Source organism: Pseudarthrobacter sp. J47 (genome assembly GCF_049810315.1).
In the GTDB taxonomy this organism is placed as follows: domain Bacteria; phylum Actinomycetota; class Actinomycetes; order Actinomycetales; family Micrococcaceae; genus Arthrobacter.
Window position 1 is genome coordinate 3,115,440 of sequence record NZ_CP187358.1, and the last position, 15,125, is coordinate 3,130,564.

The 15,125-nt window shown below is 66.2% G+C and carries 14 protein-coding genes; 2 read left to right on the top strand and 12 right to left on the bottom strand.

Translation table 11 applies throughout. The features are described from left to right. Nucleotides 1-38: 38 nt before the first annotated feature. The 9 genes from ACPJW8_RS14285 to ACPJW8_RS14325 form a co-directional block, all read right to left on the bottom strand. Nucleotides 39-980, bottom strand: a complete 942-nt coding sequence (locus ACPJW8_RS14285; protein WP_330187333.1) for an ABC transporter permease — start codon at nt 978-980, stop codon at nt 39-41. Continuing rightward, on the bottom strand, nt 970-1,701 hold the full coding sequence (locus tag ACPJW8_RS14290) for an ABC transporter ATP-binding protein (protein WP_330187332.1): 732 nt from the start codon (nt 1,699-1,701) through the stop codon (nt 970-972). Before ACPJW8_RS14290 ends, ACPJW8_RS14285 begins: the two co-directional genes overlap by 11 nt. Before the next feature lie 48 nt (nt 1,702-1,749). Further along, nucleotides 1,750-2,898, bottom strand: coding sequence for an ABC transporter substrate-binding protein (locus ACPJW8_RS14295; RefSeq protein WP_330187331.1), 1,149 nt, complete (start codon nt 2,896-2,898; stop codon nt 1,750-1,752). Between the two features lie 201 nt (nt 2,899-3,099). Next, nucleotides 3,100-4,266, bottom strand: a complete 1,167-nt coding sequence (locus ACPJW8_RS14300; protein ID WP_330187330.1) for an RtcB family protein — start codon at nt 4,264-4,266, stop codon at nt 3,100-3,102. A gap of 165 nt (nt 4,267-4,431) precedes the next feature. Beyond that, complete coding sequence (locus ACPJW8_RS14305) at nt 4,432-5,877, bottom strand: sulfate adenylyltransferase subunit 1 (RefSeq protein ID WP_330187329.1); 1,446 nt, start codon at nt 5,875-5,877, stop codon at nt 4,432-4,434. Next, complete coding sequence (cysD, locus tag ACPJW8_RS14310) at nt 5,877-6,845, bottom strand: sulfate adenylyltransferase subunit CysD (RefSeq protein ID WP_330187328.1); 969 nt, start codon at nt 6,843-6,845, stop codon at nt 5,877-5,879. The genes ACPJW8_RS14305 and cysD overlap by 1 nt, the downstream gene beginning before the upstream one ends. Then, nucleotides 6,842-7,672, bottom strand: coding sequence for a phosphoadenylyl-sulfate reductase (locus ACPJW8_RS14315; protein WP_425256351.1), 831 nt, complete (start codon nt 7,670-7,672; stop codon nt 6,842-6,844). Before ACPJW8_RS14315 ends, cysD begins: the two co-directional genes overlap by 4 nt. Further along, nucleotides 7,669-9,414, bottom strand: coding sequence for a nitrite/sulfite reductase (locus tag ACPJW8_RS14320; RefSeq protein ID WP_330187327.1), 1,746 nt, complete (start codon nt 9,412-9,414; stop codon nt 7,669-7,671). The genes ACPJW8_RS14315 and ACPJW8_RS14320 overlap by 4 nt, the downstream gene beginning before the upstream one ends. A gap of 74 nt (nt 9,415-9,488) precedes the next feature. After that, nucleotides 9,489-10,223 carry a sirohydrochlorin chelatase gene (locus tag ACPJW8_RS14325; RefSeq protein WP_330187326.1) on the bottom strand — a complete coding sequence of 245 codons (735 nt, stop codon included), beginning with the start codon at nt 10,221-10,223 and terminating at the stop codon, nt 9,489-9,491. Between the two features lie 62 nt (nt 10,224-10,285). Here ACPJW8_RS14325 and ACPJW8_RS14330 point away from each other — a divergent pair, with 62 nt between their 5' ends. Beyond that, nucleotides 10,286-10,948, top strand: coding sequence for a trimeric intracellular cation channel family protein (locus ACPJW8_RS14330; protein ID WP_330187325.1), 663 nt, complete (start codon nt 10,286-10,288; stop codon nt 10,946-10,948). A gap of 74 nt (nt 10,949-11,022) precedes the next feature. After that, complete coding sequence (locus ACPJW8_RS14335; RefSeq protein ID WP_330187324.1) at nt 11,023-11,448, top strand: hypothetical protein; 426 nt, start codon at nt 11,023-11,025, stop codon at nt 11,446-11,448. A gap of 359 nt (nt 11,449-11,807) precedes the next feature. Here ACPJW8_RS14335 and ACPJW8_RS14340 read toward each other — a convergent pair whose 3' ends face one another. Genes ACPJW8_RS14340 through ACPJW8_RS14350 form a run of 3 tightly spaced genes read right to left on the bottom strand, consistent with a single transcriptional unit; the run spans nt 11,808 to nt 15,040 of the window. Further along, a complete protein-coding gene (locus ACPJW8_RS14340; RefSeq protein ID WP_330187323.1) occupies nt 11,808-12,908 on the bottom strand; it encodes a polyprenyl synthetase family protein in 1,101 nt (366 codons plus the stop codon). After that, nucleotides 12,905-14,233 (bottom strand): geranylgeranyl reductase family protein, encoded by a 1,329-nt coding sequence (locus tag ACPJW8_RS14345; RefSeq protein WP_330187322.1) that lies wholly within the window; start codon nt 14,231-14,233, stop codon nt 12,905-12,907. The genes ACPJW8_RS14340 and ACPJW8_RS14345 overlap by 4 nt, the downstream gene beginning before the upstream one ends. 21 nt (nt 14,234-14,254) lie before the next feature. Further along, complete coding sequence (locus ACPJW8_RS14350; RefSeq protein WP_330187321.1) at nt 14,255-15,040, bottom strand: demethylmenaquinone methyltransferase; 786 nt, start codon at nt 15,038-15,040, stop codon at nt 14,255-14,257. Between the last annotated feature and the right edge of the window lie 85 nt (nt 15,041-15,125).

Consider the following 15,125-nt stretch of genomic DNA (forward strand, 5'->3'; position numbering starts at 1 on the left):
GTTCACGCAAGGTAACCGTGCGTCACAAAGCAGCGGGCTTAGCGGCTGCTGCCTGCGAGGAGGCCACGGCGCTGGAGGAGGCGCTTTTCGATGGGGCCGAACACCAGGAGCTCGATCAGGATGCCAACGGCCAGGATCAGCAGGATCGCGGCCATCACCACTGACATGTCCGCCAGGAGGCGCCCCTGGTCCAGCAGCGAACCAAGGCCGAACCCGATGGTGCCGCCTACAGCGATGATTTCCGCCGCCATCAGCGAGCGCCAGGAAAATGCCCAGCCCTGCTTCAGACCGCCGATGTAGCCGGGCAGCGCGGCCGGGAGGACGATCTGCAGGGCCATTTGCAGCCGGTTGGCGCCAAGCACCGTACCCACGCTGCGGTATTGCGGCGGGATCTGGTCCACGCCGGAGATCAGGCCGTTGATGATGGACGGGATCGCCCCCATAAAGATCACGAAGTACACGGTGGCGTCGGTCAGGCTGAACCAGATGATGGCAGCCGGCACCCACGCCACGGACGGCAGGACCTGCAGCCCGGAAATCAGTGGACCAAAGGCCCGGCGCAGCGGCGCAACCTGTGCCAGGAGCAACCCGATGGGCGTGGCGATCACAACGGAGATCAGGAAGCCCACCAGCCCGCGCTGCAGCGACGTCCACACGGATTCCTGGACCTTGCCCTCGCCCCACAGCACCACCAGCTGGTTCAGGACATCAAGCGGGCCCGGAACCTGGTCGCGGCGCTTGAGGCCCAGGGAAACGTAGAACTGCCAGACCAGCACCAGGACCACCAGGGCGGCAATGGGCAGCAGGACGCGCTGCCAGTCGATGCCTGCCCTGCGCCGGGTGTCCGACTGGAGGTTGTCCAGTCCGGCTTCGAGGTCGCGCAGTTCCGAGGGGTTGCCCTTGATGGACGGCGACGTGATGTGTTCGCTGGACTGGGTCACGTTCGGGGTCCGCTCTTCGGTGGTCTGGTTACTTGGCATGGCGGCGGATCTCCTCGCGAAGCCGGCGGGTAATCACTCTGGTCAGCTCGCCGGCTTTCCCGGGATCGGTGCGGTGGTCCTCGCTCACGGCCCATTCAGCCACCACCCGGCCGGGGCGGGAGGAGAGCAGCAGCACCCGTTGGCCCAGCCGCACAGCCTCTCGGACGTTGTGGGTGACGAACACAATGGTGCGGCCGGTTTCCTTCCAGATCCGCTCGAGTTCGTCGTGCAGCAGGTCCCTGGTGATGGCGTCGAGCGCGGCGAAGGGCTCATCCATCAGCAGGAGCTGCCGGTCCTGCGCCAGCGAGCGGGCCAGGGCCACGCGCTGCCGCATGCCGCCGGAGAGTTCGTGCGGGCGCTTGTCCCCCGCGCCGCCCAGGTGGACCAGTTCCAGCAGCTCCGTTGCCCGGGCCCTGCGGCTGGCCTTGGTGCTGGACTTGTCTGCCAGCTGCAGGGCCAGTTCAATGTTTCCGCGGGCCGTGAGCCAGGGGAACAGGGCCGCGTCCTGGAACATAAAGGCGGCGCCGTCGCTGGGCACTTCCAGGGCTCCCGACGTCGGACGCTCCAGTCCCGCCATGATGTTCAGCAGGGTGGACTTGCCGCAGCCGGACGCGCCCAGGAGGGCGACGAACTCACCGCTGCCGATGGTGGCGTTGACGTCGTCCAGCACCGGGGCGCCGTCGCCAAAGCGTTTGCCCAAGTGTTCCAGTACGACTGGCATGGTCCCGTCCTTCGTGTTCGTTGGTGGAGCTGATGTGGCTGGTGGCGCCTAGTCCTGGCCGAGCCCTGCGGCGGAGGTCTTTTTACCCTCAACCTCGTTCAGGGCGCGGAGGTCGAAGATGCCGGAAATGTCCGCTTCCTTGGTGGTGCCCGCGTCCACGCCGTCCTGCAGCAGCCTGGGATAGGTTGCGGCCAGCGGGTCCGTGTTGAAGGTGATGTTGGACAGGGCGCGGTTGATGACGTCTGCCGGAAGCGGCTTGCCGGCAGTGTCCTTGAGGACGGCGTTGATGGTGCTGGCATTTTCCTCAGCGGAGGCCGAGTTCAGCCAGTTCACGGAGTCCACGTGGCCCTTCAGGAGCGCCTTCACCGTCTCCGGGTGCTCGGCGGCGAACTTCTTGTTGACGATCAGGATGGTGGTGGTGAATTCGCCGTTCTCCCACAGGTCCTTCTCATCAACCAGCACCTTGGCTCCGGCTTCAAGGACCAGCCTGGAGGCCCATGGTTCAGGCAGCCAGGCGCCGTCGATCTTCCCGTCCAGGAAGAGCTTGAGCGACTGGGCGTTCTCGGTGGGGTTGATGCTGACGTCCCCGCCGCCGTCGGTGCTGGTCTGGAAGCCCTGGTGTCCCAGCCAGGCACGGAGGGCAACGTCCTGGGTTCCGCCAAGCTGCGGCGTGGAAAGGACCTTGCCCTTGAGGTCTGCCGCGCTGGTAATCTCCGGCTTGACCACCAGCTGGGCGCCGCCCGCCGCGGCGCCGGCAATGATGCTGATGGACTCGCCGTTGCTCTTGACGTAGGAGTTGATGGCCGGGTTGGGGCCGATGTACGTGGCGTCTATCGCGCCGGCGTTGAGCGCCTCAATCGCGGAGGGCCCGGCGTTGAAAACCTGGGTGCTGAGCTTGGTCTCCCCCAGCGCCTTGGCGATGATGCCCTGGCTGGTTCCCACCAGGGCGGGGCCGTGGGTGACGTTGCCGAAGTAGCCGAGCTTGAGCTCAGCCGCCGGGGACGCGGCGGGAGCCGGCGCGGCCTGGCTGCCGCTGGAAACGGCCGACGCAATGGCGGCACCTGCGCCGATCAGGAGCACCAGGCCGACGGCGAGGGCTGCTTCAAGGGTGCGGCGGCGCTTCGGCTTGTCGGTTTCCCCGGCGACGATGCGGATGGTGCCCTGGGCGGGTCCTTGTGGTTCGGAACTGTTGGCCATGATGGGTCCTTGGAGGTTGGGATGCGAAAGGGACTGGGTTTTCAGGCCCCTTGACATCGCCCCGGCAGGGCAAGGAAGGACCATTCCGAAGTGGTCATGGATTCACAGTAGGTACTGCCATATTTCGCTTCAATACCGTGGAAACGGGGGGTCACGCGGGTTCATAAGGCGTCATATTCCGCCGGTCCCGGCTGCCCCGGTTCAGTTTCCTTTGACGTTGACCAGCTGGCGCAGCTTATGCCGGACCGTCACCAGGTCCGCGGCGTCGCTCATCACCTGGTCGATCGGCTTGTAGGCTGCAGGGATCTCGTCAATGAAGGCCTCAGAGGCGCGGAATTCTATGCCGCGCATGGCCGTTTTCAGTTCATCCAGTGAGAAGGTTTTCCGGGCCGCGTTCCTTGAATACTCGCGGCCGGCACCGTGCGGGGACGAATTCAGGGAGGCCTTGTTGCCCAGCCCCTCGACCACGTAGGACGCCGTTCCCATGGAACCCGGAATCAGACCGGGATCGCCACGCTCGGCCTTGATCGCACCCTTGCGTGACACCCACACGGACTTGCCGTAATGGGTCTCCTGCTGTGTGAAGTTGTGGTGGCAGTTGATCCGTTCGCGCTCCTTCACCGGCCCGGCCACCCAGTGCGAGAACTGGCTGATCACCCGGTCCATCATTTCCTCCCGGTTCAGCAGGGCGAAGTGCTGGGCCCACCGGAGTTCCGCGATGTACCGCGTGAATTCGGAGGTGCCTTCCTCCAGGTAGGCAAGATCGGCGTCGGGAACCCTGATCCCCTTCTTCTGGATGTAACGCTGGGCGACGCCGATGTGGTGTTGGGCGATCTTGTTGCCAATGCCCCGGGAACCGGAGTGCAGGAACAGCCAGACGGCGTCATCCTCGTCAGCGCAGACCTCGATGAAGTGGTTGCCGGAGCCCAGGGAACCCAGCTGCAGGTCCCATTTGGCAACGTACTGCGCGGGGTCGAAGCCGGCCTTGGCCGCGAGGCGCTTCAGCTCAGCAACGCGTGGGGCGGCTGTTGGCAGGATGGTCCGGTTGTTGTGCCCGGCGGAGAGCGGGACCTCCCGTTCGATTCCCTCCCGGAGCTTTCTCCTGTCGTGCGGCAGGTCCTTCACTGAGTATTGAGTCCGGACGGCGATCATCCCGCAGCCGATGTCCACTCCCACGGCCGCCGGGATCACCGCGTTGAGGGTGGGAATGACCGAGCCGACCGTGGCGCCCTTGCCCAGGTGCGCGTCAGGCATGAGGGCCAGGTGCGGGTAGATGAACGGCAGCCTGGCCGTGGTCAGCGCCTGCTCGCGGGTCTTCTCATCCAGGATCGAGGCCCAGTTGATGAGCTTGCTGTTGATGGTCTCCACGGCGCTGCCCTCCCACTTCCGATCATGGCGGGCGGGGCGAGCGGTCCGCAAGGCTGGCCTGGCACCTGGTGCCGAATTCGCCGGAAACGCGCCAGCTCGCCGTAGTTCTACGGCGAGCTGGAAGCGTTCCGGCGATCCCGGGAAGGTACCTGGTTCAGCAGGCTCCTAGATGGAGTAGCGCTCGTCCTCGTGGTCGCCCGGGTGGTCCTTGACCATGCCCGCGGCCAGCGTGTTGCCGTCCTGGGGATCGATCACCAGGAACGCGCCGGTGCGGCGGTGGTGCAGGTAGTTCTCCAGCGGCAGCGGCGCGGCGAGCCGGAGCTGTGCGTGGCCGATGTCGTTCAGTTCCAGGCTGGAGGACGGCTCCAGCTTGAAGGACGCCAGGTCCAGCTTGCCGTTGACGTTGCGGACCATCGCCTGGACCGTGCGGGTGCCGTGCTTCACCAGCACCTTCGCTCCTTCGCGCAGCGGCTTGGGCGAGAGCCAGCACAGGGCCGCGTACAGGTCAGCGGACGCCTCGCGGACGCTGCCGGCGGCGGCAAGGGTGTCTCCACGGGCGACGTCGAATTCCTCAGCCAGGCGGATGGCCACGGACTGCGGGGCGGCGGCTTCCTCCAGCGAAGCTCCGGCGAAGTCGATGCCGGTCACCGTGGTGGTCCGCGGTTCCTGGCCCGGCGTCAACACGGAAACCGAGTCGCCAACCTTCACGGAGCCCTCCGTGATCTGGCCGGCGTAGGCACGGTAGTCGCGGTAGGCCTCCACGTCCAGGCCACCTGCAACGGCGTCCGGAGCGAGGGCACCCTGCGGCCGGATGACCAGCTGCACCGGGAAGCGGAAGCTCTCCAGGTGGGCGTCGATCTCGTCCGCGGCGGGCAGCGTTTCCAGGACCTCCAGCAGGGCCGGACCGTCGTACCAGGGGGTGCGGGCGGAGCGGTCCACCACGTTGTCGCCTTCGAGCGCGGACACCGGAATGACCAGAAGGTCCTCAATGTGGTCTGCCGCGCCGAGCTCCGCTGATCCGATGCCCAGCTCACGCGCAACCTGCTGCACGTCGGCCTGGATCTCGCGGAACACGGACTCGCTGAAACCCACCAGGTCAATCTTGTTCACAGCCACAATCACGTGCGACACACGCAGCAGCTGCAGCACGGACAGGTGCCGGCGCGTCTGCTCCAGCACACCCTTGCGGGCGTCAATGAGTACGACGACGGCATCCGCGGTGGATGCGCCCGTCACCGTGTTCTTGGTGTACTGCACGTGCCCGGGGCAGTCAGCCAGGATGAAGCTGCGGCGGTCCGTGGCGAAGTAGCGGTAGGCCACGTCGATCGTGATGCCCTGCTCGCGCTCGGCACGCAGGCCGTCCGTGAGCAGCGCCAGATCAATGGCCTGCGTTCCGGTGGCACCTGCGCCGCCGAATCCACGGTCCGCAGAGGTGCGGGCAACGGCGTCGAGCTGGTCTGCCAGGATCGCCTTGGAATCGTGCAGGAGGCGGCCCACCAAAGTGGACTTCCCGTCGTCGACCGATCCGGCCGTGGCGAACCGGAAAAGCGTGGTGGGCAGGCCCTCGGTGATTGAGCTCGGCGCCTCGGTGATTGAGCCTGTCGAAATCATTAGAAGTACCCGTCCTTCTTGCGGTCTTCCATGGCTGCCTCGGAGATGCGGTCATCTGCGCGGGTGGCGCCACGTTCGGTAATGGTGGAGGCGGCTACTTCGATCACAACGTCGCTCACGGTGCGGGCGTCGGACTCAACCGCGCCTGTGCAGGACATGTCGCCCACGGTGCGGTAGCGGACCAGCTTGGTAATGACGTCCTCGTGCGGCAGCGGCTGGGAGACTTCGCCCACTGCGCGCCACATGCCGTCACGGGCAAAGACCTCGCGCTCGTGGGCGTAGTACAGGCCCGGCAGCTCGATGTTCTCGCGCTCGATGTAGCGCCAGATGTCCAGCTCGGTCCAGTTGCTGATGGGGAACGCGCGGACGTGCTGGCCCACCGTGTGGCGGCCGTTGTACAGGTTCCACAGCTCGGGGCGCTGGTTGCGCGGATCCCACTGGCCGAACTCGTCGCGGAGGCTCAGGATGCGCTCCTTGGCCCGGGCCTTGTCCTCGTCACGGCGGCCGCCGCCAAAGACGGCGTCGAACTTGTTCTTCTGGATCGCGTCCAGCAGCGGAACAGTTTGCAGCGGGTTACGGGTACCGTCGGCACGCTCCGCCAGCTCGCCGCTGTCAATGAACTCCTGGACGGAGCCGACGACGAGCTTAAGTCCCAGCCTCTCCACAGTCCGGTCACGGAAGTCGATGACCTCCGGGAAGTTGTGACCGGTGTCCACGTGCAAAACGGGGAACGGAACCTTGCCAGGCCAGAACGCCTTGGTAGCCAGGTGCAACATAACCACGGAATCCTTGCCGCCGGAAAACAGCAGCGCAGGCCGCTCAAACTCGGCAACAACCTCGCGGATGATATGGATGGCCTCCGACTCGAGCGTGTCCAGGCTGCTGAGGCGGGCAGGGATCTCGACAGGCTCGATCACCGGATTGGTGGTTGAGCCTGTCGAAACCAGGGTGTCGTGGAATGTGCTCATGTGTGTAGTCCGCATTCTGTCTTGTCGGAACCTGACCAGCGGCCGGCGCGGGGGTCTTCGCCCGGGGCCACTTTTCGGGTGCAGGGCTGGCAGCCGATGGACGGGTAGCCCTGGCTCAGGAGTGGATTGACGGGAAGGATGTTGTCCTCGGAGTACTCCAGGAGCTGGTCGAAGGTCCAGTCGACCATGGGGTTGACCTTGACCAGGCCGAACCCTTCGTCCCAGGTGATGATCGGCGTATTCGTGCGGGTGGGGGCTTCGTCGCGGCGGACGCCGGTGAACCACACCTCGTAGCCGGCCAGCGAACGGCGCAGCGGCTGGACCTTGCGCAACGCGCAGCACTGGGCGGCGTCGCGGGCGAACAGGTCCTTGCCCAGCAACCGGTCCTGCTGTTCAACGGTGTTTTCCGGGAGGACGTCCACCACGTTCACGCGCAGGTTCGCCGCTACTTCGTTCCGGGTCTGGTGCGTTTCCGGGAAGTGGTAGCCGGTCTCCAGGAACAGGACGTCGACGCCGGGAAGCTGGTCCGCGACGAGGGCCGGCAGGACGGCGTCGGCCATGGAGCACGCCACGGTTATTGCGGGCAGCTCGAAGTTGCGGGCCACCCAGGCGATGACTTCGCGGGCGGGGGCGTTCCAGCCCAGTTCGGCGGCACCGGCCTCGGCGAGGGCCTTGAGCTCGGCGTGGGAGCGGAGCTTAGTGGCAGGCGATGCCGCCCCCGCCCCTTCGCCGCGCGGCTGATCTTCGATCAGCCCAGCGCGCGGCTTCGACAGGCCCGATGCCACTCCCTGGGCGGCATCGCCTGCCACTTGCTGATTTGAGCTCACTGCAGGGCCTCCTCGTCTGCTGCGTGGGCCCATTCGGCGAAGGTCTGGCCTTCGGCGCGCTGGGCTACGAATGAGCGGACGACGCGTTCGACGTAGTCCGGCAGGTCCTCGACGTACACCTTGAGGCCGCGGACGGTGCGTCCCAGGCCGGCTTCTTCGCGGTTGTTGGATGCCAGCCCGCCGCCCAGGTGGACCTGGAATCCCGGGGAGGGATCGCCGTCGGGCGTTGGCAGCATCATGCCCTTGAGTCCGATGTCCGCGGTCTGGATGCGGGCGCAGGAGTTGGGGCAGCCGTTGATGTGCAGGGACAGTGCCTGCGGAAGCTCGCCGGATTCCACGAGGTCCGCCAGGCGGCGTTCCAGTTCGGCAACAGCGCTGGCGGCCGTGACCTTGGTTTCCACGATGGCCAGCTTGCAGTATTCGATGCCCGTGCAGGCGATGGTGCCGCGGCGGAACACAGACGGCCGGGCGGACAGGCCCAGGGCGTCCAGCTCGGCAACCAGCGGCTCAACCTGGTCCTTCTCCACGTCCAGGACAACGAGCTTCTGGTGGGGAGTGGTGCGCAGCCGGTAGGAGCCGCGGGCCTCAAGGGTGTCCGCGAGCTTGACCAGGGCGGCGCCGGAGAGCCGGCCGGCCAGCGGGGTGGCGCCGATGAAGAACTTGCCGTCCTTCTGCTCGTGCACGCCGATGTGGTCGCCGGGCGTGGTGGGCTTGGGCGCGGCCGGGCCGTCGGCAAGCTTGTAGCCCAGGTATTCGTCTTCAAGGATCTGGCGGAACTTCTCCGGACCCCAGTCGGCCATGAGGAACTTCAGGCGGGCCTTGGTGCGCATGCGCCGGTAGCCGTAGTCGCGGAAGATGCTGGTGACGCCGAGCCAGACGTCCGCGGCCTGTTCGGGCTTCACGAATGCGCCGAGGCGCTTGCCCAGCATCGGGTTGGTGGACAGTGCGCCGCCGGCCCAGAGGTCGTAACCCACGCCCAGTTCGGGGTGGTTGATGCCCACCAGGGCGAAGTCGTTGATCTCGTGGACCACGTCCTGGCTGGGGTGGCCGGTGATGGCGGTCTTGTATTTGCGCGGCAGGTTGGACAGCAGCGGGTTGCCGATGAACCGCTCGCCCAGCTCGTGGATCAGCGGCGTGGGATCGATGATCTCGTCCTTGGCGATGCCGGCTACGGGCGAGCCCAGGATGACGCGCGGGACGTCGCCGCAGGCCTCGGTGGTGGACAGTCCCACTGCTTCCAGGCGGGTCCAGATCTCCGGGATGTCCTCCACGCGGATCCAGTGCAGCTGGATGTTCTGGCGGTCCGTGAGGTCCGCGGAATCCCGGGCGAAGTCAACGGAAATCTGGCCGATGACGCGCAGCTGCTCGGTGGTCAGCGCGCCGCCGTCGATCCGGACCCGGAGCATAAAGTACTTGTCTTCGAGCTCGTGCGGCTCAAGCGTTGCGGTCTTGCCGCCGTCGATCCCGGGCTTGCGCTGCGTGTACAGGCCCCACCAGCGGAAGCGGCCGTGCAGGTCCTGGCCGGGGATGGAGTCGAAACCCTCTTTGGAGTAGATGGACTCGATACGCTCGCGCACGTTGAGGCCGTCGTCTTCCTGCTTCCAGGTTTCGTTGGCGTTCAGCGGCGTCTTGCCGTCCACTTTCCATTGGCCGTGCGGCTTGGCTGCGGGACGGTTGGTGCGAACGGGCCGCTTGGTGCCAGCAGAATCCGCGCCTGCTCCGGCTAGAGCTGTATCAGTCATGCATCGACTGTAGGTCGCGCCGGATTTTTGTGACAAAGGCCCGGAAACGCGAGGTCACCTAGGGACACAATTCGTCATGAACCTTTTGCGACGGCGGCGTCATACCTTTCGAGGGCGATTTCGGCGAGTTCGGCGGCTGGCAGCAAGGGCGCCGTGACAACGTCCGCACCGGCCTTCGCCAGCTGGTCGTGGAAGTACCCCGGAGCCAACAGGTAGGAGGCAATCACTACCCTGCCGCCGTCGTCCACTGCTCCCGCGGACTCCCCCGCCCCGGCGCCGCCTTCCAGCTCCGTGCGCAACATGGTGACGGCGTCGGGCACTGACGGTGTGGCGGAAGCACCGTAGGCGGCCACCATGCGGTTGGGCCGCAGCGCCTGCAGCCGGGTGAGCAGTTCCTCCACGCTGACCGCGGCGTTCGCGTTCGACGAACCAGCGGCTGCAAGCACGACGGCGTCACGGTCGGTCAGTCCCGCTTCCGCCAGTCTCATGCTGAGCACCTGGGCGAGGCGCGGGTCAGGTCCCAGGGGATCGGCGGCGAGCGTTCCCGGACGGCTCCTGGCAGCCTTCGCGATGTCCACCTTCACGTGGTAGCCGACGCTCAGCAGCAACGGCACGATCACCGCGGTTTCGCCTTCCGGCAGCCCCGCCACAACGTCCACCAGGTCCGGCTGCTGCACGTCAACATATGCTTCCCGGACATCCAGGCCCGGGCGCAGGGCGGCGATGGCGGCCCGGAGGCCATTGACCTCGGCGGCACCTTGTGTGTTGGACGTCCCATGGGCACAGGCGATCAGGATGGGGCTGTTCATAGGGGCTAGCGTAACGTTGGAGCCGCCCATTCCGCCCCTCTTTGAAACCGCCGGGACGCTCCATGACATTCCCCTTTGACATCGCCCTGGTCTGGCTGGACCTCGCCGGCGTCTTCTTCTTCGCCGTCTCCGGATCGCTCCTGGCCGCGCGGAAGCAGTTCGACATAGTGGGTTCCCTGCTCCTGGCCTCCCTGGTTTCGCTGGGCGGCGGCGTCATCAGGGACATCATCCTCAACACCACGCCCGCGGCCTTCACCAATCCGGCCTACCTGGCGCCACCGCTGCTGGCCACCGCACTGGTGTATTTCCTGTTCTCCAGCGTCCAGCGGTTCACCTCGCTCCTGGTACTGTTCGACGCCGGCGGGCTGGCATTGTTCTGCATCACCGGGGCCATGAAGGCACTGTCCCTCGGCATGAACCCCGTGACGGCGATCCTGCTGGGCGTCACGACTGCCGTGGGCGGCGGCCTGCTGCGCGACATCACGGCCAACGAGGTGCCCCAGCTGTTCAACCCGGCAGATATCTACGCCCTGCCGGCGTTCCTGGGCGCGTCCCTGACCACGATGCTCTGGCTCACGGGCTCGTTCAGCGCATTGACTGCCTCCGCGGTGGCCGCCCTGGTGTTCACCTTCCGGGTTGTTGCCTGGCGCCGTTCCTGGTGCGTCCCCCTGGCCGTGCGCGGCTGGCATCGGCTGGGCATGGAGCGCAGCAGCAGCGGGTCCTAGGGCGGTTGTTGGGGCGGTTGTTGGGGCGGCTTCGCGTGGCTCTGGCGGCTCCCCGGATTGGCTAGGATATGAGCATGACTGACATGTTCCTCGAGAAGTTCCGCGCGCTTGTTCCGAAGTATCTCGAGGATGAATGGCAGGAGGAGGACGGCCTGTCCGCCGAGGAGCTGGACGAGGCCCTGTCCGCCCACCAGTTCACCATTCCCCTGGTGCTGCGCGAGTTCTACCTGGCCCTTGGCGGCTGCGAGGACCTCATGGAGGCCTACCACTACTTCTGGGACCCCGAAGAGCTCGAAGTTGATGACGAAGGCTTCCTTATGTTCCTTGAGGACGAGGAAGAGCAGTTCACCTGGGGCATCCGCACCGGGGACCTCAGCATCCCGGACCCGATCGTCTACCGCCGCAACAACGCCCGCGGCCAGTGGAAGAGCGAGGAAGGCACGTTCTCCGAGTTCGTGTTCGACATGTTCGACTGGGCGTTCAACGACGAAGAGGACTAACCCCCTTCCCTTCCCAACTAGGTCGCATTAGTTGCCCTTTAGACGGCTCTAAAGGGCAACAACTGCGACCTAGTTGGGTTTAACCGGAGCGGTGGGGCAGCCGGGCTGTGACAAGTCGCAGTTACAAAGGACTTGCGCCTTGTGACAAAACTGTCATACACTGTTTCTGGGCCCGCTAAACGCCTCCGGCGGACCTGATGCGAACGGAGAAATGGCCCCGTTTCCGCGCAACGTATGACTCGTATCGTTGCAAAGGAAATGGGGCCATTGCATCTTTAAGCGGATCTCGACCCCGGATCTCGACAGGCTCGATCACCGGGGCGGGCTCGATCACCGAAGCCCCTCGGTCACCGCCCCAATCAGCTGGCGCGGTCCACCACAGCCACTGCGAAGTTGGACAGGGACGTCTTCACAACACCCTCCGGCAACGGGGCCAGCGCGGCGATTGCGGCGTCGGACCATTCCCGGGCAACGCGCCAGGACTCCACCGTCACAGGGTGCTCGCGCAGCCCGGCCACAGCTTCAGCCAGCGCCTCGTCAGAAGTAAGATCCCCGTCGATAAGCTTCAAAAGTTCGACGGCGGACTGGTCACCGGCCGCGGCATCGCGCCGGAGCAGGAGTACAGGCAGCGTGGGGACGCCTTCCCGGAGATCCGTGCCCGGGGACTTGCCGGACTTGACCTTGATGCCGGTGACATCGATGACGTCGTCGGCCAACTGGAAAGCGACGCCAACTTTCTCACCGTATTCCACCAGCACGTTCTCGAAGGCGGGATCGGCACCGGAGAAGATCGCACCGAGCTGGCCGGAGGCTGCCACCAGCGAACCGGTCTTGTCTGCAATCACTGACAGGTAGTGCTCTACAGGGTCCTCGTCCGGCCGGGGGCCCACGGTTTCGTGCAGCTGGCCCAGGCACAGTCGCTCGAACGTGCGGGCCTGGATTCCCAGCGCCCGCGAGCCGAGCTCGGACACCAGGATGGAGGCGCGGGCAAAGATCAGGTCACCGGTCAGCACGGCCACGGAATTGCCCCAGACCTCGTGGGCCGTGGGGGCGCCGCGGCGGAACGGGGCGGAGTCCATCACGTCGTCGTGGTACAGCGTTGCCAGGTGCGTCAGCTCAACCACAACGGCGGCCTGCACCACGGCGGGCAGCGAGGCGTCCCCGAGGTGCGCGCAGAGCAGGGTCAGGAGCGGGCGGATGCGCTTGCCGCCGGCTTCCACCAGGTGCCGCGACGTTGCGTCAGCCAGGGGGTCCGAGTTGGCAATGGCTTCGCGGAGCTTCTTCTCCACCCGGGCCAGGTTGTTGGTGATCGCGGGGCCCAGTTCGGCGTCTTCCGCGATGGCAGCGAAGCCCGCGGGAAGCTGGAGCCCGGTGGCGATGGCTGTGGTGTTAAGGGAAGGTTCAGAGTCCGACAGGCCGTGTCCGGCGTGCGTCCAGCTGTGGTCTGCGGGGTTGGTCACGGGTTAACCCTAACTTTTTGTTGCGGATACCGCTGATGGGAGACTGCCGGGGAGTTTGAGGTGGCGGGCACCAGGGACTCCAGAACGCGGATCACCCGGTCTTCGAAGCCCTTGGCCGCGGGATCTGTGAGGTTGGCCAGGAGCCGCACTACAAAGCGCATCAGCACGGGAATCGGCATGCCGGTGCGGAGCGCCAGCTTCATCACGGCGGGTTTGCCGATCAGCGCGGCGAAGGCCCGGCCCAGGGTGAAGTGCGATCCCCACTGGTCCCGCACATGGTCCGCGTACCGGGAGAGGTGCGCATCGGCGTCGTACTCCCCCGCAGCAGCGCGGCGCGAGGAGGCGTCGATGATGAACTCCGCAGCGAACCGTGCGGACTCCATGGCGTAGGAGATGCCTTCGCCGTTGAACGGGGAGACCATGCCGCCGGCGTCGCCCAGGAGGAGCAGGCCCGGCGAGTAGTGCGGGGTGCGGTTGAAGCCCATGGGCAGCGCGGCGCCGCGGATTTCGCCCACCTGGTTCTCCGGTGTGAAGCCCCAGTCGGCGGGCATCCCGGCGGTCCATTCGCGCAGGACCTGCTTGTAGTCCAGCTTGCCAAATTCCTTCGAGGAGTTCAGGATGCCCAGGCCCACGTTGGACGTGCCGTCTCCGACGCCGAACACCCAGCCGTAGCCGGGCAGCAGTTTGCCGTCGCGGCCGGGGAGTTCCAGCCAGCCTTCCATCCAGTCGTCGTCAGTGCGCGGGGATTCGAAGTAGGTGCGGACCGCAACGCCCAGCGGACGGTCATCGCGCTTCTGGATTCCCAGCGACACTGCGGTCCGCGTGGAGTTTCCGTCAGCGGCAAGCACGACGTCGGCACTGAACTCGCGTGTCTCCCCCGTCTTGCGTCCTGACTCGTCCAGGAGCGCTGCGCGGACGCCGGTGACGCGGCCGGCGTCGTCCCTGAGGGCATCGGTGACGCTGTGCCGCTCCAGGATGGTGGCGCCGGCGGACTGGGCATGCCGGGCAAGTTCCTCGTCGAATCCCAGGCGGGTCCGGATCAGGCCGTACTGCGGGAAATCGGAGACCTCGGGCCAGGGCAGTTCGATGGTGCGGCCGCCGGCGACCAGGCGGAGCCCCTTGTTCCGGCGCCACCCGTCCTCAACAGGGTGCGGCAGGCCGAGCTTCTGGATCTCGCGGACAGCGCGGGGGGTGAGGCCGTCGCCGCAGACCTTCTCCCGGGGGAAGCTGGTTTTTTCCAGGACGGTGACGTTAATGCCGGCCTTGGCGAGGTAGTACGCGGCGGTGGATCCGGCCGGACCCGCGCCGACGATCAGTACATTCACAGTGTCAGTACGTCCGCACTATCAGCGCGTGGGGCGCGGAATGTTGCGGCGGAGCTTGGCAACCGGGCCCTTGTTCGCTGCGATGGCGGCAGCACCGCCGTCGGGCGTGGTTGTTTCCGGCTTGAACGCACGGTGCACGGCCACGATCCCGCCGCTGAGGTTGCGGTAGGTGACGTTTTCCCAGCCGGATTCCTGCAGCCATGCGGCCAGGTGGTCCTGGTCCGGCCAGGCGCGGATGGACTCCGCCAGGTACACGTAGGCGTCCGGGTTGGAGGAGACCTTGGTGGCGATGGCCGGGAGCGCGCGCATGAGGTACTCGGTGTACATGGTGCGCCACAGCGGGACTACGGGCTGGGAGAACTCGGCGATGACCAGCTTGCCGCCGGGCTTGGTGACGCGCAGCATCTCCGCCAGCGCCTTCTTGGGCTCGTTGACGTTGCGCAGGCCAAAGGAGATGGTGCTGGCGTCGAAGGTGTTGTCCGCGAACGGCAGGTTGGTGGCGTCACCGGCAATGAAGTCGATGTCCGGGCGGCGGCGCTTGCCCACCTTGAGCATGCCCAGGGAGAAGTCGCAGGCCACAACATCCACGCCGGCGTCCGCGAAGGGTTCACTGGAGGAGCCGGTTCCCGCGGCGAGGTCCAGGACCCGCTGGCCTGCGGAAACATCCACCGCGTCCACCACGATCTTGCGCCAGCGGCGGGTCTGCCCCATGGAGAGGACATCGTTGACGACGTCGTATTTGGGTGCGACGTCGTCAAACATCGTGGCTACTTCGTCCGGACGCTTATCCAAGGATGCTCGGTTCACCCAGACATTGTCTCAAATGTTGGGCAGGGTCACGAACCGGGCGGGTTTGGCGCAGTGCGCGGTTAGGCCCGGGCCTGATTTGGCG

Bases quoted from the DNA above. Each gene is read 5' to 3' on its own strand.
- ACPJW8_RS14335 (WP_330187324.1), top strand. From the start codon at position 11,023: ATGACTGACATGTTCCTCGAGAAGTTCCGCGCGCTTGTTCCGAAGTAT.
- ACPJW8_RS14320 (WP_330187327.1), bottom strand. From the start codon at position 9,414: ATGACTGATACAGCTCTAGCCGGAGCAGGCGCGGATTCTGCTGGCACC.
- ACPJW8_RS14285 (WP_330187333.1), bottom strand. From the start codon at position 980: ATGCCAAGTAACCAGACCACCGAAGAGCGGACCCCGAACGTGACCCAG.
- ACPJW8_RS14330 (WP_330187325.1), top strand. From the start codon at position 10,286: ATGACATTCCCCTTTGACATCGCCCTGGTCTGGCTGGACCTCGCCGGC.
- ACPJW8_RS14325 (WP_330187326.1), bottom strand. From the start codon at position 10,223: ATGAACAGCCCCATCCTGATCGCCTGTGCCCATGGGACGTCCAACACA.
- cysD (WP_330187328.1), bottom strand. From the start codon at position 6,845: ATGAGCACATTCCACGACACCCTGGTTTCGACAGGCTCAACCACCAAT.
- ACPJW8_RS14305 (WP_330187329.1), bottom strand. From the start codon at position 5,877: ATGATTTCGACAGGCTCAATCACCGAGGCGCCGAGCTCAATCACCGAG.
- ACPJW8_RS14290 (WP_330187332.1), bottom strand. From the start codon at position 1,701: ATGCCAGTCGTACTGGAACACTTGGGCAAACGCTTTGGCGACGGCGCC.
- ACPJW8_RS14295 (WP_330187331.1), bottom strand. From the start codon at position 2,898: ATGGCCAACAGTTCCGAACCACAAGGACCCGCCCAGGGCACCATCCGC.